This is a genomic window from Polaribacter staleyi, assembly GCF_038024045.1.
Lineage (GTDB): Bacteria > Bacteroidota > Bacteroidia > Flavobacteriales > Flavobacteriaceae > Polaribacter > Polaribacter butkevichii.
In genome coordinates this window covers 369,883-394,520 of the sequence record NZ_CP150665.1, presented here as the reverse complement: position 1 = coordinate 394,520, position 24,638 = coordinate 369,883, and the positions used below count along the sequence as shown (strand labels likewise).

At 31.5% G+C, this 24,638-nt stretch carries 17 protein-coding genes; 5 read left to right on the top strand and 12 right to left on the bottom strand.

Going from position 1 to position 24,638, the window contains the following annotated elements; genetic code table 11:
* Nucleotides 1–26: 26 nt before the first annotated feature.
* A complete protein-coding gene (locus tag WHD07_RS01410; RefSeq protein WP_343329750.1) occupies nucleotides 27–779 on the top strand; it encodes an acyl-[acyl-carrier-protein] thioesterase in 753 nt (250 codons plus the stop codon).
* Nucleotides 780–1,716: 937 nt separating this feature from the next.
* Here WHD07_RS01410 and WHD07_RS01405 read toward each other — a convergent pair.
* Both WHD07_RS01405 and WHD07_RS01400 read right to left on the bottom strand, forming a co-directional pair.
* Complete coding sequence (locus WHD07_RS01405) at nucleotides 1,717–2,214, bottom strand: MaoC family dehydratase (RefSeq protein WP_343329749.1); 498 nt, start codon at nucleotides 2,212–2,214, stop codon at nucleotides 1,717–1,719.
* Between the two features lie 52 nt (nucleotides 2,215–2,266).
* Nucleotides 2,267–3,748, bottom strand: a complete 1,482-nt coding sequence (locus WHD07_RS01400) for an alpha-L-fucosidase (RefSeq protein WP_343329748.1) — start codon at nucleotides 3,746–3,748, stop codon at nucleotides 2,267–2,269.
* A 150-nt stretch (nucleotides 3,749–3,898) separates the two neighbouring features.
* On the opposite strand from WHD07_RS01400, the gene WHD07_RS01395 reads away from it, so the two are divergent.
* A complete protein-coding gene (locus WHD07_RS01395; protein ID WP_343329747.1) occupies nucleotides 3,899–4,762 on the top strand; it encodes an AraC family transcriptional regulator in 864 nt (287 codons plus the stop codon).
* A 193-nt stretch (nucleotides 4,763–4,955) separates the two neighbouring features.
* On the opposite strand, the gene scpA is transcribed toward WHD07_RS01395, so the two are convergent.
* From scpA to WHD07_RS01350, 9 genes are all read right to left on the bottom strand, one after another.
* Nucleotides 4,956–7,088 carry a methylmalonyl-CoA mutase gene (gene scpA, locus WHD07_RS01390; protein WP_105048531.1) on the bottom strand — a complete coding sequence of 711 codons (2,133 nt, stop codon included), beginning with the start codon at nucleotides 7,086–7,088 and terminating at the stop codon, nucleotides 4,956–4,958.
* A 51-nt stretch (nucleotides 7,089–7,139) separates the two neighbouring features.
* Nucleotides 7,140–8,942 (bottom strand): methylmalonyl-CoA mutase family protein, encoded by a 1,803-nt coding sequence (locus tag WHD07_RS01385; RefSeq protein WP_343329746.1) that lies wholly within the window; start codon nucleotides 8,940–8,942, stop codon nucleotides 7,140–7,142.
* Nucleotides 8,943–9,015: 73 nt separating this feature from the next.
* Entirely contained in the window at nucleotides 9,016–10,305 is a 1,290-nt protein-coding gene (locus WHD07_RS01380; RefSeq protein ID WP_343329745.1) for an acetyl-CoA hydrolase/transferase family protein, read from the bottom strand.
* Nucleotides 10,306–10,364: 59 nt separating this feature from the next.
* The gene (locus tag WHD07_RS01375) at nucleotides 10,365–11,696 is read right to left on the bottom strand and encodes a sodium ion-translocating decarboxylase subunit beta (RefSeq protein WP_105048528.1); all 1,332 of its coding nucleotides are present in this window, start codon (nucleotides 11,694–11,696) and stop codon (nucleotides 10,365–10,367) included.
* Nucleotides 11,697–11,706: 10 nt separating this feature from the next.
* A complete protein-coding gene (locus tag WHD07_RS01370) occupies nucleotides 11,707–12,126 on the bottom strand; it encodes a biotin/lipoyl-containing protein (RefSeq protein WP_105048527.1) in 420 nt (139 codons plus the stop codon).
* A gap of 3 nt (nucleotides 12,127–12,129) precedes the next feature.
* Nucleotides 12,130–12,489 carry an OadG family protein gene (locus WHD07_RS01365; protein WP_105048526.1) on the bottom strand — a complete coding sequence of 120 codons (360 nt, stop codon included), beginning with the start codon at nucleotides 12,487–12,489 and terminating at the stop codon, nucleotides 12,130–12,132.
* Complete coding sequence (locus tag WHD07_RS01360; protein WP_105048525.1) at nucleotides 12,489–14,048, bottom strand: acyl-CoA carboxylase subunit beta; 1,560 nt, start codon at nucleotides 14,046–14,048, stop codon at nucleotides 12,489–12,491. The genes WHD07_RS01365 and WHD07_RS01360 overlap by 1 nt, the downstream gene beginning before the upstream one ends.
* Nucleotides 14,049–14,074: 26 nt before the next feature.
* Nucleotides 14,075–14,479, bottom strand: a complete 405-nt coding sequence (gene mce, locus WHD07_RS01355) for a methylmalonyl-CoA epimerase (RefSeq protein WP_105048524.1) — start codon at nucleotides 14,477–14,479, stop codon at nucleotides 14,075–14,077.
* A 407-nt stretch (nucleotides 14,480–14,886) separates the two neighbouring features.
* Nucleotides 14,887–15,840 carry an acyl-CoA desaturase gene (locus WHD07_RS01350; protein WP_343329744.1) on the bottom strand — a complete coding sequence of 318 codons (954 nt, stop codon included), beginning with the start codon at nucleotides 15,838–15,840 and terminating at the stop codon, nucleotides 14,887–14,889.
* Nucleotides 15,841–16,697: 857 nt separating this feature from the next.
* Between WHD07_RS01350 and WHD07_RS01345 the strand changes: the two genes are divergently transcribed.
* From WHD07_RS01345 to WHD07_RS01335, 3 genes are read left to right on the top strand one after another with little or no spacing between them, the layout of a single operon-like run.
* Nucleotides 16,698–20,030: a transglutaminase family protein gene (locus tag WHD07_RS01345; RefSeq protein ID WP_343329743.1), complete on the top strand. Its 3,333-nt coding sequence runs from the start codon at nucleotides 16,698–16,700 to the stop codon at nucleotides 20,028–20,030.
* A 26-nt stretch (nucleotides 20,031–20,056) separates the two neighbouring features.
* On the top strand, nucleotides 20,057–22,627 hold the full coding sequence (locus WHD07_RS01340; protein WP_343329742.1) for a circularly permuted type 2 ATP-grasp protein: 2,571 nt from the start codon (nucleotides 20,057–20,059) through the stop codon (nucleotides 22,625–22,627).
* Between the two features lies 1 nt (nucleotide 22,628).
* Complete coding sequence (locus WHD07_RS01335; RefSeq protein ID WP_343329741.1) at nucleotides 22,629–23,549, top strand: transglutaminase family protein; 921 nt, start codon at nucleotides 22,629–22,631, stop codon at nucleotides 23,547–23,549.
* A 66-nt stretch (nucleotides 23,550–23,615) separates the two neighbouring features.
* Here WHD07_RS01335 and WHD07_RS01330 read toward each other — a convergent pair whose 3' ends face one another.
* Nucleotides 23,616–24,635, bottom strand: a complete 1,020-nt coding sequence (locus WHD07_RS01330; RefSeq protein ID WP_105048520.1) for an alpha-E domain-containing protein — start codon at nucleotides 24,633–24,635, stop codon at nucleotides 23,616–23,618.
* Nucleotides 24,636–24,638: the final 3 nt, after the last annotated feature.

The window sequence follows — 24,638 nt, the reverse complement described above, 5'->3', positions numbered from 1 at the left end:
ATTCAATTCTTTTTAAAATGTGAAAAATGATTTTTGAAAATTATTTTGATAAACAGTTTGAATTAAGATATTTTGAAATGAATAAACTAGGACTAGCATCACCTACCACAATGTTGGCCTTATTAGAAGAAACTGCTGCAGAACATTCTCATGCTATAGGACATAGTTTATTTAATCTTTTAAATAAAAATGTTGGTTGGATTTTAGTTTCTGGGATGCTACAAATGGATCGTTATCCCAATTATAAAGAAAAAATAACCATTAGAACTTGGTTGTCTAGCTACTCCTCTATAAAAGGTTATAGAGAAAATATTATTTTTGATGCACAAAACAATATCATTGGCAGTGCAAAAGGCTTGTGGGTTTTCTTTGATATTGAAAAAAGAAGACCGATTCTGATTTTTAATGAAATTAAAGAACGATGGTCTTACTTTAGTAAAGAATCCATATACGGAGATATTAAGAAAAAAATAAATCCGGTTGATAGTGCAGATTATACCAACCACTTTAGAGTAAATCGCTATGATACCGATACAAATAAACATGTAAATAATATTAGGTACTTGCAGTGGGTCCTTGAATCTATACCAGAAGACATCTCTGAAAATTATTTTTTACATAAAATTGACGGACGCTTTATGGCAGAAGCTCAATTTGGAGATACCGTATTATCTTTAACAAAAGAACATAATACAAAAGAAGCCTTTACACACACTATAAAAGTTAAAGGCAGTAATAAAGTTTGTGCTACAGCTAAAACTCTTTGGAAGAAATACTAAACTAATTCTAAATTTTTCTGCGTCTATCAGTGTATGTAGCTAATTTGTCACAAAAACTGGTTGCAAATGAATCAGCGTTCATCAGCGAAATCAGCGGGGGAATAAATTCTTTATGCTTTTTCGTCCCCAAAGATTACACAGGTTAACATTGATTTTTTTTAGTTTACGTTGATTAAAAGCAATACCAAAAGAAAGAAAACATTACAGTATCTTGCTAATTTGTTACAAAACAGGTTTTAAATGAATCTGCGTTTATCAGCGAAATCAGCGGAAGAATAAATACTTTTTCGTCCCCACAGATTACACAGGTTAACATTGATTTTTTTAGTTTACGTTGATTAAAAGCAATACCAAAAGAAAGAAAACATTACAGTATCTTGCTAATTTGTTACAAAACAGGTTTTAAATGAATCTGCGTTTATCAGCGAAATCAGCGGAAGAATAAATTCTTTATACTTTTTCGTCCCCACAGATTACATAGGTTTATATTGATTTTTTTAGTTTACGTTGATTAAAAACAATATCAAAAGAAAGAAAAAATCACAATAAGTTGCTAATTTGCTACAAAACAGCTTTTAAATGAATCTGCGTTCATCAGTGAAATTAGGGAGAGAATTTATTCTTTATACTTCTTTTGCCCCGAAAATTACTCAGGTTATTGCTAATTTTTTAGCTACTTTGATTAAAAGCAATAACAAAAGAAAGAAAAAATTACAATATGTTGCTAATTTGTCACAAAAACTAGTTGTAAATGAATCAGCGTTTATCAGCGAAATCAGCGGGAGAATAAATTCTTTATACTTTTTTATCCCCACAGATTACACAGGTTTATATTGATTTTTTTAGTTTACGTTGACTTAAAGCAACACCAAAAGAAAGAAAACATTATAATATGTTGCTTATTTATTACAAAAACGATATCGATGAATGGATGAAATTAACTTTTTTCTCCTTCTCGATATTTTACTGTTTGTAAATGCTCACAATACAACACCAATTCTCCTGGTTGTTTATACACTTCATAACTCACTGTTATTAAACCCATTTTTTCGTATTTAGTTTTTTTATCTAAATGAGTACGAACAGTATATATGGTATCACCAATAAATACAGGTTTAATAAATCGTAATTTGTCGTATCCATAACTAAAAGTGTTGACATTATTATTAGCCATTAAGCCCAAACCTAGACTGAACACCATGGCTCCTGCAACTAATCTTTTTCCGAAAAGACCTTCGTTTTCCGCAAATACTTGATCACCAACATACGGGTGCATATCTAACACCAATCCATTAAACATCATCGCTTCTCCTTCGGATATTGTTCTACTTATTGATCGGTCTTTTTGACCTACTTTAAAATCTTCATACATCCATGTTTCTGTATTATATAAAGGAATGTCTTTATGTTGTGATAGTGGTGTGTTTTCTGGCATATCTATTAATTTTAAATGTTTTTTTTTTATAAATAAATTTTAGTTAGAATCATTAATTTATTCTAAAAACAAAGGCGTGTTCACATGGTTTTTTAACTGGTAATTGAATTTCCAATGCATTATCAGTTTGTATCCATTTCAATTTTGAATCATGACCAATTAATTCAATTTTTTCTATTTTACCATTGTAACTTGTAGAACTTAACGATCTAATAGGAAGAACTCCAGATTTAGGCCAACCTAATGCAATTGCGTATAATTGTCCATCACGAGTCGTAAAACGGATATCTTTATCACCAAAACCATTAAATTGCATATCGGCTAAATGCCCTGTTTTTGTTTCTGTTGGACCTTCACCGTAAATAAGCCAAGGGCGACTTTCGTAAATAGCCTCTCCATTCAGTTTTAACCATTTCCCCATTTCTCTTAAACGTTGCTTTTGATCTTCAGGAATAGTTCCGTTTGGATGTGGAGCAACATTTAGTAAAAGGTTACCGTTTTTACTAACAATATCTACCAAATCGTCAATCAAATTGTTGGCTGGATAGCATTTTAAATCCTTGTGCCAAATCCATAACTTTTTGGATATTGAATTGTCAGTTAACCAAGGTTCTGGATATATTTTTGGCATACGATTACGCTCCAAATCAACAGTACCTGTCCCAAGAGGAAAGTCAGGACGCTTAAACGTTAATACAAATTCTTGATTATTTTTTTCTGCATGGTTATATGCATAAGCCATCATCTCTTGACGTACTTTTTCCGATAGTATCTGTACTCGATTATCAAACCAAAGTAAGTCGGGTGAGTAACCGTCAACTACTTCTTTCACTTTTTCAAGCCAAACATGTTCAAATTTAGCACTTGGCATCGGGTTTACTTTGTAATAACCTTTTGTATCTTTTGTTCTCCAAGCAGATTCTTGTACTTTTTCACCATATAAAGAAGCATTACTTGGATCGGCACAATCGGTGCTTTCATCCCAAGTTGGAAACCATCCCCAAAGCCATGAATGATGCAAGCTAACAACATATTTTAATCCACGTTTACGAATTGCTTTTTCCATTTCTCCTACAACATCTCGTTTTGGCCCTTTGGCTACCGAGTTCCAAGGATTTATTTTAGAATCCCACATAGAAAAACCATCAGCGTGTTCTCCTGCTGGACCAGCAAAACGAGCTCCAGCTTCCACAAATAAATCAGCCCATTCATCAGCATTAAATTTAGGAGCAGTAAATAACGGCACCAAATCCTTATAACCAAACTTATCTTGATCTCCATAGATTTCTTTATGAAAAAGGTAGTTAGGATGTTCTTTATTGTACATATAATGTCCATACCAATCAGAAGGACATTCAGGAACAGAATAAACACCCCAGTGAGTGTATATTCCAAACTTAGCATCCTGAAACCACTCGGGGCATTCATATTGCGAAAGTGACTCCCAATTGGCCTCATATTTATCTTGTCCAAAAATAAATTGACAACTAAAAAATAAAGTAATTATAATTACAGCTTTCTTAAATAAATTCATGTTAAAAATTTTATTACACTCCTTTACAAAGGTAAATATTATAAGGAATACAAAATTGAACATATGCCTTCATTAATTTAACAAAACCGATATTGTTTTATATTTCACTTTTAACTATTTTTAGATATATTCGTATTATATATAATAAAAATGGATAACATTGGTCTTTTACAAAAACTATCATTTAGCCTATCTTTTGTTGAACATTGTCGACTTGGTAAAGAATGGAACTATTCTAATATTATAAGTCCATTTACAAGAATATATCTTATTACAAAAGGTGAGGCTTTCATTTATTTAATGGACAAAAAAATTACACTTAAACCAGGTTACCTCTATTTAATTCCAAGTTTTGTACAATGTAGCTATCAGTGCAGTAATTTTATGGAGCAGTATTACACTACATTCACTATGCAGCTTCCTAATAAACTAAGCATTTATCAATTGTACCACTTTAGCATTGAAGTGAAAGCTAATGATTTTCATTATAAATTATTTGAAAAATTATGCAAGGCAAACCCTAATATGAGTTTACCTTCGGGTGACCCATTGATTTATCAAAAGATGAATTTAAATGCACTTAAAAATAAGCAAAGAGGCGTAAAAGAAAATCTAACTTCAAGCGGAATTATAAGCTTATTGCTCTCCGAATTCATCAACTCAACCAAAATGGAATTGAAAACTGAGCCCATGAATAGAATCCCAGAATCCATTTTATTTATTCATCAAAATCTCAATAATTGCCTTACGGTATCTGATCTATCAGCAAAATACTCGATGTCATCAGATCATTTTACACGCAAATTTAAAGAGCTAACAAAGCAAAACCCCATCGACTATATCAATAGGCAACGAATTGAAAAAGCACTTTTATTACTGAATACAACATCCTATTCTTGCAAAGAAATTGGATATCAATGTGGTTTTAATAGTAACACTTATTTCTGTAAAATATTTAAGAAATATGTTAAGTTTGCACCCAATGATTACAGAATGAGTTTAGATAAATTATAACCATACCATAATATTACAAAAATGGACCTGTTTGTAATATTATAGAACTTTTGAATTAAATATATTAAAAGTATCACATAGGTTTAACCAATTTAAATTTCATTTTTTACAAACAACAAACGTGATTACTATATAACAACAAAAAAGCCCAACAGTTTAATGTTGGGCTTTTGATATAGTTGAAATTTGAAACTTATTCTTGCTCTAAATATTTTTCCATAATTGTAATCGCAGATTCAGAAATTACAGTACCAGGACCAAAAATGGCTGCTACTTTTCTTTCTAACAAATAATCATAATCTTGTGCAGGTATTACCCCACCAGCAAAAACCATAATATCTGGTCTTCCTAATTTTTCTAATTCTCCTATTAATTGAGGAATTAATGTTTTATGACCAGCTGCCAAACTAGATGCTCCAACAAAGTGCACATCATTTTCAATTGCCTGTTTAGCAACTTCTTCTGGTGTTTGGAATAAAGATCCCATATCTACATCAAAACCTAAATCAGCAAAACTAGAAGCCACCACTTTTGCACCTCTATCGTGCCCATCTTGACCCATTTTTGCAATCATAACCCTTGGTCTACGACCTTCTATTTCTGCAAATTTATCTGTTAATTTTTGCGCTCTGGCAAACGTATCATCACTTTTTACTTCTTTTCCGTACACCCCACTTATTAATTTAGTATCCGCTTTATGTCTTCCAAAATGAACTTCTAAAGCATCAGAAATTTCACCTAATGTAGCAAAATTTTCTGCAGCCTCTACAGCCAATTCTAATAAATTACCCTTACCTGTTCCTGCACAGTCTTCTAAAGCTTTTAATTTAGTAGCAACTAGCTCAGAGTTACGTTCTGCTTTCATTTTATTGATACGCGCAATTTGAGAATCTCTAACAACTGTATTATCAACTTCTAAAATTTCAATATTTGATTTTTCTGTAGTTTTAAACTTGTTTACCCCTACTAAAATATCTTGACCAGAATCTAAACGAGCTTGTTTACGAGCAGATGCTTCTTCGATACGTAATTTTGGCACTCCAGTTTCAATGGCTTTTGCCATACCACCAAGTTCTTCAACTTCTTCGATGAGTGCCCAGGCTTTCTTAGCTATTTCTTGCGTTAAATATTCTACATAATAAGAACCTGCCCAAGGATCTACCGATTTGGTCATTTGCGTTTCATCTTGAATAAAGATTTGCGTATTACGTGCAATTCTTGCTGAGAAATCTGTTGGTAACGCAATCGCTTCATCCAAGGCATTTGTATGTAAAGATTGCGTTCCTCCCAAAGTAGCAGCCATTGCTTCTACACAAGTTCTAGCAACATTATTAAAAGGATCTTGCTCACTTAAACTCCAACCAGAGGTTTGACTATGCGTACGCAAAGCCATTGATTTTGGATTCTTTGGATTGAACGTTTTTATAATTTTTGCCCAAAGCATACGTGCAGCACGCATTTTTGCAATTTCCATAAAATGATTCATACCAACAGCCCAGAAGAATGATAAACGAGGCGCAAATTCATCAATTTTTAAACCAGATTTTAATCCAGTTCTAATATACTCCATACCATCTGCTAATGTATAAGCCAATTCAATATCTGCAGTTGCACCAGCCTCTTGCATGTGGTAACCACTAATAGAAATTGAGTTGAATTTAGGCATGTTTTTAGTGGTATAATCAAAAATATCACCAATAATTCTCATAGAAGGTAATGGTGGATAAATATATGTGTTACGCACCATAAATTCTTTTAGAATGTCATTCTGAATGGTTCCAGAGAGTTGATCTAAAGGTACACCTTGCTTTCTTGCCGCTGCTATATAAAAAGCCATAATTGGCAATACAGCCCCATTCATGGTCATAGAAACAGACATTTTATCTAACGGAATTTGATCGAATAAAATTTCCATATCTAAAATAGAATCGATGGCAACACCTGCCTTACCAACATCACCAGTTACACGTGGGTGATCTGAATCATAACCCCGGTGGGTAGCTAAATCAAAAGCAACTGAAAGTCCTTTTTGACCTGCCGCTAAGTTTCTTCTGTAAAAAGCGTTTGACTCTTCTGCTGTAGAAAATCCTGCATATTGACGAATGGTCCAAGGACGCATTGCATACATGGCACTATATGGTCCTCTTAAAAAAGGAGGCACACCAGCCGCATAACCTAAATGTTCTGCTTTGGCAATATCTTCTTTTGTAAAATGTTTTTTTACGGGGATTCCTTCAGGAGTATTCCAAACATCTTGATTATCTGAAGTTGCAGCAGTTTGTTTTACTGCTGAGTTTATTTTAATATCTGAAAAATCTGGTTTCATGTGTTTATTTTTATTGTTTCTCAATCGTCACATGTAATCGTAAATACGATTTCATACTTCTAAGGTTTTTAAGATTTTTTGAACTTTTTTCTGAATCGCTGAAAGTGTTACCAATACATCTGATCTCATATTAACAACACCATCTAAACCAGCAGCTGTTAATTCGTCCATGTTTTTTGGTGCACCTGCCAACAACAATACTTTTTCTGTATTTATAGCTCTAAATGTTTTAACAAAGTCTAATGCTGTTTCATCGTAATCTTGATCTGAACTACAAATAACGACAACTTGCGCTTCTGATTTTGCACTTTCTGTAGCAGCCACTGTAGCGCTTGCAAAACTTTCTTCTTGATGAACATCAAAACCACTTACACCAATAAAATCATACGCAAAAGCTGCTCTTGCTTTACGCATGTTTAAATTACCATAACTTGCTAATTGTACAATTGGACGTACGTTTGTTTCTGCAACTAACTCTTCTGTTACTCTTCGCATTGCTTCTATTTCTAAAGAAGCTCTTCTTGGAGTTAATACTTTAGAGTTAGTGGTATCTTCTTTTTTAGAAAGTAAATCTTCAGCCACTTTTTCCATTAAGTTAGGATACTTATTAATACCAACCATAGGTGTTCTACGTTGACTTATTAATTTTAACTTTTTTAAACGAATTTCTGCAATTTGTTGTTGAATTGTTTCGTTTTCGAAAGCCGTATAAAAGCCACCATTTTTTTCTATTTCTTTAAATAATTCTAAAGCTTTTTCTGCTATTTTAGAACTAACTTCTTCGATATAATACGAACCATCAACCGGGTTTGAAACTTTACCAAAGTAAGATTCTTCTCTTAAAATAGTAGTAATATTACCAGCTATTCTACTTGAAAAATCAGAAGAACTTTTAAATTCTTTATCATAAGCATCTATTAAAACACCATCTACATTACCCAATATTGCCGCCATTGCTTCTGTTGTACAACGTAATAAATTGGTTTCTGCATCTGTAATAGACTTACTCCAAATAGACGTTTTTGCAGTTATTGTATTTTTAAACTCTGCAACAGCATATTTGGCAGCTACTTCTGCTAACAAATTATTAAATGCTCTAAATTTACCTATTTCAACAAAATACTCTAGTCCAATAGCCAGATTGAAATTTAAATTATCGAAAATAGCTTGAACAGAAACTCCTTTTTCTGTAAGTTTTTCTGTTAAAAACACTAATGAATTTAATGTATAAGCAATCTCTTGAACTTGGTTTGCTCCAGAATCTAAATATTCCGTTCCAGAAATTGTAAGTACTTTAAAGTTTGGAAAATCTGTTGTTAATTTTACCAACTCTGCAGTAACTTCTATAAGTTTTTCATTAAAAACACCAGTTGTTACATAACTAGAAATTAGGTCTGTATCAATATATCCTTTTAAGTTTTTACCCTTTGCAAAAGCTACTAATTCTTTAGTAAAAGTAATTGCATTGTTATATAATTTAAATGATACCGAAATTTTATCTAAATCTATACCATTTAAAAGTTCTTTTACAGACACATTTGTTATCATTTGAAAAATGATACCATTTATACCTTCTTCTATTGCTTTTAAAGCTAAATCGTTTCCTGATTTACCACAGCAAGCTGCAATACTTCTATAATTAACTAATGATTGAGAATTTTCTCCGGTATTTTTAAGTTGTGTAATTTCGTTTTCAAGATTGTAACAAGGTTGAAAATTAATACCTGTTAGATTTTTCCAAACTAGTTTTTTATCAAAATCAGCTCCCTTTAAATCTACATGCACTCTTTCCATCCACTGCTCAGTAGAAACTGGAGGGAAATCAGAAAAAAGTGGTTTATTTTTATTGCTCATTATATGTTATTTTTTTTATCAAAAAGATTACAATTCATAAAAGTACAATTTATAGAATTGTAATTCAAAATGTTTATTTTGTCATTAAACTACTTCCAAATCTATCAAAAATAGCTTTATCTAATTCTTCTCTATGATCTGGATGTGCAATATCTCTAAGAGCTTGTGCACGTTGTTTTAGGTTTCTACCAAACAATTCTGCAATACCATATTCTGTAGCTACAAACCTTGCATGCGCACGAGTTGTTACTACACCGGCACCTACTTTTAAAACGGGTGTAATTTTAGAAACACCTTTACCTGTTGTAGAAGTAATTGCACAAATAGGTTTTCCTCCTTCAGATAAAGCAGCTCCACGCATAAAATCCATTTGACCACCAACACCAGAAAACATTCTCTGTCCGATAGAATCGGCACAAATTTGCCCTGTTAAATCTACTTCAATAGCTGAGTTAATTGCAGTTACTTTTGGATTCTTACGAATGATAGAAGTATCATTAACATAAGCAATATCATTCATTTCAATTTCTGGATTATCATCCATAAAATCATATAAACGCCTTGTTCCCATTGCAAAACCAGAAACTATTTTATACGGATTTGTTTTCTTTTTAGAACCATTTACCACTCCGTTTTTAACTAAATCTACCACACCTTCAGAAAACATTTCTGTATGTACACCTAAATTTTTATGGTTATGTAAAAATGTTAAAACTGCATTTGGAATCCCTCCAATACCCATTTGAAGCGTAGCTCCATCATCAATAATTTCTGCAATATTTTTACCTATTGATTTTTCGATTTCTGATGGTTCTACAAAACTCATTTCGTAAATTTCTTCTTCTATTTCTACGCATGCATCAAAATGTTTTAAATGAATTTGAGCATCACCAAAAGTACGTGGCATACGAGAATTAATTTGAGCAATCACTTTTTTTCCTTGCTCAATACCAGAGATAACAATATCTACAGAAACCCCTAAAGAACAAAAACCGTGTTTATCTGGAGGAGAAACGTTTACCATTACCACATCTAAATTCATATAACCTTGACGAAACAAACTTGGTATTTCACTTAAGAATACAGGAATATAATCTACTGTATTACCCACCATTTTACGAATGTTTCCTCCAATAAAAAAAGCATTGGTATGAAAACTTTCTCTTAATTCTGGAGCAGTGTATCCACAAGCTCCTTCTGTATGTAAATGAACAAGTTCAACATTTCTTAATTCTGGTGCTCTTTTAACCATGGCATTAATTAATGCTTGTGGTGTTGCAGAACCTCCTTGTATTAAAACTCTATCGTTAGATTTGATTAATTTAACAGCCTCATCTGCTGTCATTTTATTTGGTATTTTCATTTTTATCAAAATTTAAAAATTGTTGTTTTGTTCATTTAAATACTTAAAAGAACCTCTGTTTAACCTAAGAAACTTAGTATAATCCCCGCAGCAATTGCAGACCCAATAACACCAGCTACATTTGGGGCCATAGCGTGCATTAATAAGTAATTACTGGAATCATATTTTAATCCTTCTGTATGTACAACTCTAGCACTATCTGGTACTGCAGATACTCCTGCTGCACCAATTAATGGGTTAATTTTATTATCGCCTTTTAAGAATCTATTCATAAATCTTGCAAATAATAAACCTCCGCAAGTGGCAATTACAAATGATATAGCACCTAAACCAAATATTAATAAAGAATCTTTTGTAATAAAGATATCTGCTTGTGTAGAAGCACCTACTGTTACCCCTAATAAAATAGTTACAATATCTATTAATTTAGTTCTTGCTGTATCTGCTAATCTTTCTGTTCTTCCAGACTCTTTAAGTAAATTACCAAAGAATAACATACCTAATAATGGTAATGCACTAGGAGAAATAAAAGTTGTTAAAATTAAAGCCACCACAGGAAAAATCATTTTTTCTTTTTGTGTAACAGCTCTTGGTGGTTTCATTTTAATTTTTCTATCCTCTTTAGAAATTAGCATTCTCATTAAAGGAGGTTGAATTACAGGCACCAATGCCATATAAGAATACGCTGCAATTGCAATAGGCCCAATTAGGTTTTTTACTGTTGTACCATCTGCTAATACGTTAACACCATTGGCTAATTTAGAAGAAAGGAAAATGGCTGTTGGTCCATCTGCACCACCAATAATACCAATTGCACCTGCTTCTGGCAAATTAAAACCTAAATAAAGTGCTCCTAAAAAAGTTGCAAAAACACCTATTTGAGCAGCAGCTCCTAAAAGCATTAATTTTGGATTTGCAATTAAAGATGAAAAATCTGTCATTGCTCCAATTCCTAAGAAGATTAAAGGCGGATAAACTCCTTTTACCACCCCAAAATAAAGGAAATTTAATACAGATCCTGTTTCATAAATACCTGTTTGATTTCCGGCTACAAAAGGAATATTTCCTATAATTACACCTGCACCAATAGGTATTAGTAATAAGGGTTCGTAATCATATTTAATACCTAAATAGATAAATATAATTCCGATGATAATCATTACTAAATTACCTGATGTTGCATTTGCAAAACCGGTATAGCCATAAAATGTTTTAATCCCTTTAAAAGCTCCTTCAAAAACACCATCTTGTTGCGATACCTGATCTACTTGTGTTGTAGCAACGGTATCGCCACTTAAGGTGTCTGTGGTCGAATTTGTGTCAAAACCTAATACTGGTCTAATAAAGATCAATAACGATAGAACACAAAATATTAAAATTACTTTTTTCATGTTTTGTATTTTATTCTAGTTCTATCATTAATTCATCATGCAATACTTGCTGACCAACACTAATTTTTATGGCTGTAATAGTACCTGCTTTTTCACAAACAATACTATTTTCCATTTTCATCGCTTCTAAAACAAGCATTCTATCCCCTACTTTAAGTGTATCGCCAACTTTAACATCGATAGATAATACAACTCCAGGAATTGGAGCTACAATTCTTGTTTTTTGAGATTTCGGATTTACTTTTAAAGGTTCTGCAGGTCTTTGAGATGCTGCACGAACTAAAGTAGGAGTTTTAGATTTTTTAACCTCCTCTTTCATTTTTACCTCATATAAAGTACCATTAACTTCTAAGTTAATAATATTGTCTTCATGCGATTTTATATTAACGGTATAACCGTTATCGTTTACTTTAAATTTATAGCTTTTCATTTGTTATAATCTATTTTGAATTCCGTAAATTTTAGAACTCCAAGGTGAATAAGTTTTTTTAACTTGCTTAATGGTTAAAATTGCGCTTTCATGATCATGCTGTTCACTTGTATACATATGAACGGCAGCCCCAATAACCGCAGAAATTTCTCCTGTGAAATTGCTATCTTTTTTAATTTTAATTTCACTAACCTTTTTGTCTTTACCTTTTGTAATTATTTTATACACATAAAGCATTACAGGCAATCCATAATTAAAAACAAGTGCTAGTGTTACTAACGCACTAAAAACAATGAATAATCCAGTAAATAAGATAACGTAACCTTCACTTATTGTGTCTGTATTTAATATTAAATATGTCATTATAATGGAATATTTGAGTGTTTTTTAGGAGGATTTACATCTTTTTTATTTTGAAGTAATTCTAAAGCTCTAATAATTCTGAAACGGGTGTTTCTTGGCTCAATTACATCATCAATAAACCCATATTTTGCTGCCATGTAAGGGTTGGCAAACTTTTCTGTATATTCATCTTCTTTTTTCTGAATGTACTCTAGTTTTTCTTCGGCATCTTCAATTTTTCTAATATTAGATCCCTCTAATACTTCCACAGCTCCCTTAGCTCCCATTACTGCAATTTCTGCAGTTGGCCATGCATAATTTACATCACCTCTTAATTGCTTACAACTCATAACATCGTGCGCACCACCATAAGATTTACGTAAAGTAATGGTTACTTTTGGCACAGTTGCCTCTCCATAAGCAAACAATAATTTTGCTCCGTGTAAGATAATTCCTCCATATTCTTGACCTGTACCGGGTAAGAACCCTGGAACATCTACAAGAGTTACAATGGCAATATTAAAAGCATCACAAAAACGTACAAAACGAGCCGCTTTTCTAGAAGCATCAATATCTAAAACACCTGCATAATATTTAGGTTGATTGGCAACAATACCAACCGGACGACCATTAAATCTAGCAAAACCTACACAAATATTTCTTGCATAATTTCTATGCACCTCTGTAAACTCTCCGTTATCTGCAAGTATTGATATAACATCAACAATATCATATGGTTGGTTAGGGTTTTCTGGAATTATTTCATTTAAAGCATCTTCTAATCGATCTATAGGATCACTACAAGGAAGTATTGGCGCTTCTTCTAAATTATTTGATGGTAAATAACTTAATAATTTACGTACTAATAATAAGTTTTCTTCATCACTGGTAGCTAAAAAGTGAGAAACACCAGATCTTGTAGAATGAATTTTAGCACCCCCAAGTTCTTCTGCAGTTACAATCTCTCCTGTAACCGATTTTACTACTTTAGGCCCAGTAACAAACATATAACTTGTTTCTTCTGTCATAATAGTAAAATCTGTTAATGCCGGAGAATAAACTGCCCCACCAGCACAAGGTCCTAAAATTGAAGAAATTTGAGGAATTACCCCAGATGCCATAATGTTTCTTTGAAAAATCTCTGCATAACCAGCTAAAGATCTTACCCCTTCCTGAATACGCGCTCCACCAGAATCATTTAATCCAATAACAGGTACTCCTATTTTCATAGCCATATCCATTACCTTACATATTTTTAAGGCATAGGTTTCAGACAAAGAACCACCAAATACGGTAAAATCTTGTGCAAAGACATAAACAATCCTTCCATCAATAGTACCATGTCCTGTAACAACACCATCAGAAAGATAAATTTGTTTATCCAACCCAAAAGATTTTGTTCTGTGAGTTACAAACATATCAAACTCCTCAAAACTATCTTCGTCTAAAAGAATATCAATACGTTCGCGCGCTGTTAATTTACCTTTGGCATGTTGAGAGTCGATTCGTTTTTCTCCTCCTCCCATTTTAGCCTCTGCTCTTTTTTCTATGAGCTCATTAATTTTATCTTGATTTGCCATTATTATATATGTGTTTTACTTATCAATTATTCTTTAGAACAAAGTTCTGTAAGTACTCCTAGTGTAGATTTTGGATGTAAGAAACCAATATTTAATCCTTCTGCTCCTTTTCTAGAAACTTTATCAATTAATCGCACACCTCGTTCTTCTGCAGTTTTTAACGCTTCTGTTGCATTGGGTACTGCAAAAGCAATATGATGAATACCGGGGCCTTTTTTTTCTATAAACTTACCTATAGGGCCATCTGGAGAGGTACTCTCTAATAGCTCTATTTTTGTATTACCTACCAAAAAAAAGGCTGTCTTAACCTTTTGGTCAGCAACCTCTTCTATAGAATAACATTTAAACCCTAAAACTTCTTCATAGTATTTTATTGATTCTTCTAAATTATCAACTGCAATACCTAAATGCTCAATATGTGAAATATTCATAACTTCAATGATTTAATTTCCTTCAAATTTAGAGCACATATCGATTTTATTCTATGATAGTTGTCATGTTATTAGACATTTAAAAGAAGTGGAATATTTTAAGGATATAAAAAGTATTGAAATTGATTTTTTAGCTATGTAATTGTATCTTACATATTTACAAATAAGCTAGAAAAGGTAAATTGTTTAAAAAAATAAAAGCGTATTATTTTTATTTTTTATTATAAAATTATAAATGAAAAAAGAAAGGCCTGTTATATTATACCTAAAATGAAGTGTGTTTTTAGGTATAACGGGCTTCAATTAAAAAACTATTTAATGTTTTTTAATTGTTAAAATCAGAATTTATTAAAAAAAATACCAACGAAATGTATTCTAAAATTAGTATTCTTAAAAGAAAAAGTAAATTATGCCATTTCTTTTTTACCTAAAGAACGTAACATTTTTGTATGGTCTTTAACGGCATGGAAAAAAGATTTTTTAACATGATAAGGCATCCCAAATTCTAAAGCGGTTTCTGATACAATTTTGGTTAAATCTTTATAATGTACATGGCAAACATCTGGTAATATATGATGTTCTATTTGATAATTTAAACCGCCAATCAACCAAAATAATAGTTTGCTTTTTGGAGAGAAATTAGTAGTGGTTGCAAATTGATGAGCATACCAATTATTATTCATATCTCCTTCTGAATCCGGTAAAGGAAATTCATTTGTTGGCATAATATGAGCAATTTGAAAAACAACACTTATCAATAGCCCTGTAATAAAATGCATACTTAAAAAAGCCACTAAAATAAGTCCCCAAGAAAAAGGCAACATTATCATAGGCAATACTAATGCATACAAATAATACAACAATTTCCAACCAGTCATACTTGCTAATGCATTGTTATATTCGTTTTTTTTATTTAAAAACCCTTTTCCTCTAAAGTGCTTTAAACGCACAAAATCTTTTGTAGTAATCCAAGATACGGTAGATAAACTATAAAAAAACCAGATATAAATATGCTGAAATTGATGTACCCAATAATGTTTTGCATGGGGACAAAATCTTAAAAAGAAAGGCGCATTTAAATCGTCATCTGCGTGCTCTATGTTTGTATAAGTGTGATGTAATATATTGTGTTGAATTTTCCAAACGGTATCATTGGCTCCTATCATATTTAAACTATATCCTAAAAGGGTATTGATAGTTTTGTTTTTAGAATAAGAACCATGTATAGCATCGTGCATTACACACATACCAATACCTGCCATTCCTAATCCGCTTAAAATATATAATAAAAAAAGTAACCAAACCGAATTTATAGATCCCGATGCGAGTGTTAACAATGGAATAAAAAATAAACTCATCATAAAAAAAGTTTTTAGCACCATGTTAGTATTGGCTTTTCTACTTTTTTTATGTGTTTTAAAATAAGTATTAACTCTTTTTCTTAGGGTTTTAGAAAAATCCGGATGAATGTCTCTTGAAAATTTTGGGTTTTTGATAGTGTGTGTTTTTTAATTTAAAATGATGAATCAGTATATCTTTAAACTCATAAAAACAAGTAAGTAATATTACTTACAAGCTATGTTATAATTTAAAATTATAATACGGACATTGTTTATTAAAAGATGGAGAAAACTTGAATTCTTTAAAATTCGAATAAATTAAAAAAGCTATCTAAATAATTAATACGGCTAATTTAAGTTAAATAAGTAGCAATTCATTATAAATACTTGTGTAACCCTTTTTTAAAACCAATTTTGCTAACTTTAAACTTTGAAGAAAACCAATTTAAAATAAAAATTCAGAAGACTTACCTGCCTAAATACCAACAAACTATTTTGAACAAAAAAGCAACTTTTACCTTTACATATTCTTAAATTAGTTGTTTTTGATAAAAGAGCTCTAAATAGTTAAATTACCATTTTATTATTTAATTAGTGAAAATATTATTATTTTGACAATTAAACTTCAAAATATATCATAATTAATGAAGGTTTTACGTAGTTTTATTATTAAATTTATAAAAAATAAAACACAAATAAAACGATACTAAAAATAGAATTATTATTTATAAAGAAGCCAGTTAAGACTCAATTTTATTAAAAAAGTTAAGCCGATTTGGAATAATAAATACTTAAATTTGTCCGCGTTTTTTTTCGCTTTATTTAAAAAAAGTTATCTAAAATTAACTCGCTAATTTGCACTCATAATATCTGTATATATGGCATTAAAAATCGTAATATCACACAAGACTACTTATAAGTATGATAGAAAAGTATCCTTATCTCCTCATATTTTTAGACTAAGACCTGCTCCACACTCTAGAACACCAATAGAATCTTACTCAATTAAGATTACGCCAGAAGAACAATTCTTTAACTGGCAACAAGACCCTTTTGGTAATTATGTTGCTCGTTTGGTTTTTCCTGAGAAAACGGATGAAATGTCTATTGATGTTGAAATTATAGCAGATTTAAAAACCATAAACCCTTTTGATTTCTTTATTGAAGAATATGCAGAAGAGTATCCTTTTGAATATACAGAAACTGTAAAAAAAGAATTACAGCCTTATTTAGAAATTACAGATAAAGGCAAATTATTAGAAGAATTTATAAAAACAATAGATTATACACCAAGAAAAACCATTTATTTTCTAATTGATATCAATCAGAAAATTTATGAATTTTTAAATTATAATATTAGAATGGATCCGGGTGTTCAGAGTTGTGAAGAAACTTTGAATCAGAAAAATGGGTCTTGTAGAGATTATGCATGGTTATTTGTGCAAACTTTACGACACTTAGGTTTTGGAGCACGTTTTGTTTCTGGATATTTAGTGCAATTAAAATCTGATGAAAAGTCGTTAGATGGTCCTTCTGGTCCTGAAGAAGATTTTACAGACTTACACGCTTGGGCAGAAGTTTATTTGCCAGGTGCTGGTTGGATTGGTTTTGACGCTACTTCTGGTCTTTTGGCTAGTGAAGGTCATATTCCGTTAGCCTGTACTCCTTCTTTTGAAAGTGCTGCGCCAGTTTCTGGAATGACTGATAAGTGTGAAACTGAATTCTTTTTTGAAAATAAAGTAACCCGAATTTTAGAATCTCCAAGAGTTACAAAGCCATATACAGATGAACAATGGAAAGCTGTAGACAAACTTGGTCATAAAGTAGAAAAGCAATTAGAAAAAGGGGACGTAAGATTAACAATGGGTGGCGAACCTACCTTTATTTCTATTGATGATTTAGAATCTGATGAGTGGAACACCACTGCAGACGGTCCAAACAAAAGAAAATTAGCAGGTGATTTAACAAAAGGATTGTACGACAAATTTGGGAATGGAGCCGTTTTACATCACGCACAAGGAAAATGGTATCCTGGAGAACCTTTACCAAGATGGCAAATAGAAATTTGTTGGCGTAAAGATGGAAGACCAATTTGGTATAACAAAAAATATTTATCTAGTTATGCAAGTAATCCTATTGTTCCAGAAAATTCTGATAAATTATTTTTAGAAACACTTACCAAATATTTACGTGTTTCTACAGAACATATTTTACCAGGTTACGAAGATCCTTTTTATCATTTATGGGAACAAGGAAATTTACCTGTAGACATAGATCCTGCAAAGGACAAAGACGGTTCTTTAGCACGTAAAAAATTACAAGAAATTTACGAAAAAGGAGCCTCTACACCGGTTGGGTATTTACTTCCTTTAAATAAAACAGAAGATAAATGGTTTACCAGTGCTTGGACTTTTAGAAGACAACATATCTTTTTAACTCCAGGGAATTCTCCTATGGGATTAAGATTGCCTTTAGATTCATTAATGGAAAAACCAGAACATGAGGTTTTTCCTATTTATGAACCCGATTTATTTTCTAAAAAGAAACGCTTACCGAGTTTTAAAAACATTGTTAAAAAAAGATACCAAGAGTTTTTAGACTTCGGATTAGAAACCAACCAACCAAACTATTTTGTACGTACTGCACTTTGTGCAGAAATTAGAGAAGGTAAATTGTATCTATTTTTACCGCCTCTAGAAACGGCAGAAATGTTTTTAGATTTAATTGCTGCTATAGAAATTACAGCAAGAGAATTAAATGTACCTGTTATTATGGAAGGTTACGAACCTCCAAAAGATAACAGATTAGAATCTCTAAAAATAACGCCAGATCCTGCTGTTATAGAAGTAAACGTACACCCTGTTACTAATTGGGAAGACTTATGTAAAAACACATTTACGTTTTACAACGAGGCTAAAAAAGCAAGATTAGGCACAGAAAAGTTTATGCTAGATGGTAAACATACAGGAACTGGTGGTGGAAATCACGTTACTTTAGGAGGTACAAGTCCTGCAGACAGTCCTTTATTACGTAAACCAAGTTTGTTACGTAGTTTGTTAACTTTTTGGCAACATCACCCGGGATTAACATATTTATTCTCTGGTTCTTTTGTAGGACCAACAAGTCAGGCGCCAAGAGTAGATGAAGCGCGTTTAGACAACTTATACGAATTAGAAATTGCGTTTAACCAAATACCGAAAGACGAAGAAGTTCCTTTTTGGTTAACCGATAGATTGTTTAGACATTTATTAACCGATTTAACGGGTAATACACATAGAGCAGAATTTTGTATTGATAAATTATACTCACCAGATTCTTCTTCCGGAAGATTAGGTATCTTAGAGTTGCGTGGTTTTGATATGCCTCCGCATCCAAAAATGAGTTTGGTACAAATGCTATTGGTTAGAACTTTAGTAGCTTGGTTCTGGAAAAAACCTTATGAACATAATTTAGTCCGCTGGGGAACAGAATTACATGATAAATTCTTAATAGAGCATTATGTAAGAGAAGATATTAAAGACATTGTAGACCAATTAAATAAAGCGGGTTACGACTTTAAAGAAGATTGGTTCGATCCGTTTTTTGAGTTTAGATTCCCACTTCATGGAATGGTAGATATTAATAATATTCATTTAGAATTAAGAGCTGGTATAGAACCTTGGAATGTTTTAGGAGAAGAAATGACCGGTGGAGGAACTGCAAGATATGTAGATTCATCACTAGAAAGATTACAAGTTAAAGTTTCTAATTTTAACGAAGATCGTTTTGTATTAAGTTGTAACGGAGTTAAAGTACAATTAAATAGTACAGGTGTTTATGGAGAATATGTTGCTGGTGTGCGTTATAAAGCTTGGGATCCGTTTTCTGCTTTGCACCCAACAATTCCTGTAGATACACCTCTTGTTTTTGATATTGTAGATACCTGGAACAAACGTTCTATTGGTGGTTGTACTTATTTTGTGGCACATCCAGGTGGTAGATCTTATGATGAATATCCAGTAAATAGTTACGAAGCAGAATCAAGAAGAATTAATCGCTTCTGGGAATTTGGACATACACAAGGTGAAATTGACCCTGTAGAAAGTATCAACCCAAATACTGAAAGCACAAGTAGAAGTGTAGAACCAAATAGCAGCTCTAAACGATTTAAGTTTAAAGAATTGCCAGTTAATTTTGAATTTCCTTATACCTTAGATTTAAGAAAAAAGTAAGGAAGTTTTTATAGGTAGTGTGAATTATGATGATAGAAGACAAGAAAGTTGAGAAGACAATTTTATATGATTATTTTTTAAATAAAACGAAATATGACGAATTATTAATCTCTAAGATGGACGAAAAATCGGATTGGAAAATTTTATTAGACAATTTACAAAAAATTGGTCCCAAAGAATTAGCTTCTAAACAAGCTGATATAGATTGGCTTTTAGCAGAAAACGGTGTTACTTACAATGTATATAATGATCCTAAAGGATTAAATAGACCTTGGAATTTAAATGTAGTACCGTTTATAATTCATCAAAAAGAATGGACAGAAGTTGAAAAAGGAATTCAACAAAGATCTGAGCTTTTAAACCTAATTTTAAAAGATTTATACGGAAAACGTGAATTGCTTAAAAATGGAATTATTCCGCCAGAAGTAATTTATGCACACAGAGGTTTTTTACGTTCTTGTGATCAAATAGAATATAAAACAGCAAAACAATTACTGGTACATGCCGTAGATTTAGCAAGAGGTCCAGATGGTAGAATGTGGGTTGTAAATGATAGAACACAAGCGCCTTCTGGTATGGGATATGCTTTAGAAAACAGATTTTCTACAAGTAAAATTATTCCTGAGATATTTAACAATATCAATGTAAAACAACCCTCTACTTTCTTTAATGATTTTAATAAATTATTGTTGAATGTTGCTCCGTCGAATAAAGAAAATCCAATGGTGGTTATTTTAACACCAGGGCCACATAATGAAACTTATTTTGAACATTCCTTTTTATCTTCATTTTTAGGGCATCCTTTGGTCAAAGGAAATGATTTAGTGGTAAGACACGGTAAAGTTTGGTTAAAATCTTTAAAAGGATTAAAACAAGTTGATGTTATTTTAAGACGTGTAGATGATAATTTTATGGATCCTTTAGAATTAAAGGAAGATTCTTATTTAGGAGTGGCAGGTTTATTAGAAGTAGTTCGTTTACAAAATGTTGCCATCGTAAACCCTATTGGAAGTGGTATTTTAGAAAACCCTGCCCTCATCCCATTTATGGAAAACATCTGTGAATTCTTCTTAAAAGAAAAATTGATTTTACCACAAATTGCTTCGTGGTGGTGCGGACAAGAAAAAGAACGAAAACATGTACTAGAAGACCTGCCTTCTTATGTGGTAAAAAGAATAGACAGATCGCATAGAGAACATATTTATTTCTGTGAATTTTTAAGTAAGGAAGAACTAAAAGATTTAAAAGCAGAGATTTTAGAAAATCCGAATAGATTTGTTGCTCAAGAAAAAATATCCTTTTCTACAGCTCCTAACTTTGTGGGAGAAAAATTAGAACCACGTAAAATTTTATGTAGAACTTTTTCTATTGCTAAACAAGATGGTTATAGCATAATGCCAGGTGGTTTGGTTAGAGTTGCTGCAGAACGAGAAGAACTATTTGTTTCTAACCAACGTGGAGGAACTAGTAAAGATTTTTGGATTGTTTCTGATAAAAAACAAAATTATCTGCAAAACTATTCTTGGAACAAAACAACCTCTAACCACACAGAAAGCATTAATGATGTGCCAAGTAATACCGCAGAAAACTTGTATTGGTCTGGTAGATATTTAGGTAGAACGTTGTTTACTGCAAGGTATTTAAGAATGGTTTTAAACCAAATGACACATGTACAATACAACAATGATCGAAAATCAGAATCAGAAAGTTTAAAAATATTATTTCAATCTATTACCAATATAACATCTACTTTTCCTGGTTTTACAGGAGAAAAAGCAGAAGAAGCTTTAAAAAATCCGCTAAAAGAAATTAAAGCACTTACTTTAGATAACCAAAGAATTGGTGGTTTTGCACAGTCTATGCAAAGCTTTAACAACTCTTATTATTCTTTAAGAAACTTGTGGTCTAAAGATATGTGGAGAGTTTTTGATGGAATTCAGAAACAATTGGTCAAATTAAAAGAAGAAGAAAGTTACTCTGCTAGTACTTTATCTAAATTCTTTGATAAAATTATTACCAGACTTATTGCTTTTATGGCTTTATCAGAAGAAAGTATTTTAGTAAGACAAGGACTCCTACTCTACTTTATCGGTTTGCAGATAGAGCAAGCTTCTATGACCATCGAAAAATTTAGATCTTTAATCATTGTAAATTATAATGAAGAATTAGAATACGAAATTTTAGAATCACTTTTAAATAGTCATGAGAGTTTAAATATTTACAGATACAGTTACAAATCTTATTTAAGTATAGAAAATGTACTAAAATTATTACTTTTAGATAAAGAGTATTCTAGATCTTTAATGTATCAAGTACATCGAATTAAAAAAGATATTGATAGATTACCAAAAGCAAATGCATCTTTAGAAATGACCGCTTGTCAGAAAAATATTGATACAGTAATTACTAAAATACAAAGCTTATCGCTAAAAGAAATTTTAGAAATTGATGAAACTTCTAATATGCGTAAAAATTTAGATGAATTATTATCTGATTTAAGCGATTTATTAAATACTACTTCGTTGTCCGTTTCAGACACTTACTTTAACCACTCTCAACAACAGAAACAGTTGGTAGATAGAAAAATTTCTAATTAATATGATTTTTGATCTTTGGCATAAAACAAAATATAGTTATGAAAACGGAGCTTCGTTTTGTCATAACATAACCACCTTAAAGCCCAAAACTTTTAAAGGACAAACTGTTTTAGAATACGCATTAGAAATAAGTCCAACTCCTACAGACATTTCAGAAAGACTAGACTTTTTTGGTAATACTGTTACAAGGTTTTCTATACAACAAAATCACGAAGAATTAGTTGTTATTGCACGTAGTAAAGTAATTAGAGATTATAACCTTCAGATAGAAGGAGAAAATTTGGTGGAAGGAAAAAAAGTAACTGTTGAAGAATCTTTAAAATTATTAAAAGGAATACAACCAGACATTATTGAAGCAAGACAATTTGTATTAGTCTCTCCTTTAATTTCTGATATGAGTACTGTAATTAAAGATTATGCATTGGTTTCTTTTAAACCAGAAAGATCTTTATACGAGGCTTCTTATGAATTAATGCAACGTATTTTTACTGATTTTGATTTTGTTGCTGGTTTTACAAACATAGCAACGCCTTTAAAAGAAGTAATGAAAGAGAAAAAAGGTGTTTGCCAAGATTTTGCGCAAATTGCCATTGCTTGTGTTAGGTCTATGGGCTTACCTGCAAGATATGTTAGTGGTTATATAGAAACAGTAGCTCCAGAAGGTAAAGAAAAATTGATTGGTACAGATGCTTCTCATGCTTGGTTTTCTGTATTTATACCTACTTTGGGTTGGGTAGATTTTGACCCAACCAACAATCAAATACCAAAAAATCAACACATTGTAGTTGCACATGGTAGAGATTATTATGATGTACCTCCATTAAAAGGTGTAATTTATAGTACAGGTAAAAGTACTATGGATGTTTCTGTAGATTTAAGACCAGCTAAAAACCATCAAAGTCAGCAACAATCTCAATTTTAAATTCTAAAAAAGCTCTTTTTGTTTCTTTTTAAAACCTATTAAAAGAAACAAAAAGAGCCAAAATTATTATTTCTGTTCTTGTGTTTGAGTTTTTGTTTCTTCTTCTCCCTTATTTTCTTGTTCTTTTACAAAACTAGGGTCTGTAATATTAAAGTAGTTCTCTTCTAATTTTGATGCTATTAAAATTAATTTCTTTATTAAATCTGCAATAAACTCTTCTAAATTATCATCAATATCTGCAAATAATTTATACTCAAACTCTGCTTTTATTTTACCAATTAAAAAGGCCGCAGAATCATCAGAAATTACCTTATTCCTAGAAATAATACAGATATATTTATAGATTTGAAACAAACAGTTTTTTATAGACCTAGGGCACTTTTTATTTAAAATAATAAACTCTAAGGATGTTTTTCTAGTCGGCGTTTTTTTATAGAAACGGCGCATCATATCGTGTGTAGAAACACATTTTAAAAGTGTAGACCATTGGTAATTACCCGCTAATTCTCCGTAAAGTTCTTTAGAAGCAGCAACATCACTTAGCTTAGAATTTATAATTCTTGATACTTGAATAGCTCTTTCTAAATAAACACCCAACATAATAATAGCATAAACTTCATCATGTAAAAGTGTACTTTTAATTTTACTTCTTGCATCTGATGCAGATTGCGTGATAATAGATGTAAAATCATACAACCCACTTTTTACAAACTGATCTATTGGATATGTTTTTATTCTATGATTTACAGTATTGATACATTCAAATAATTCTGTTGAAATTAAATCTCTAGAACTACGGGCATTTTCATGTGCATTTATAAACGTATTTACTATGGAATAAGGCTTTTCTAAATTTAACCCAACATTAAACAAAACCGCTTCTTCATCTAATATAATATCAGCATCTATAATTTCATCTGCAGACATATACATTACAGAACGCAATACAAATTGCCTAGATTGTGATAATTCATCTGGTGCATCTAAAGAAGAAAAGTAATTAACGTTTAAAAACCTCGCTAGGTGCTCTGAACGTTCAATATATCTCCCCATCCAAAAAAGGTTATTGGCTACTCTTGCTAACATATT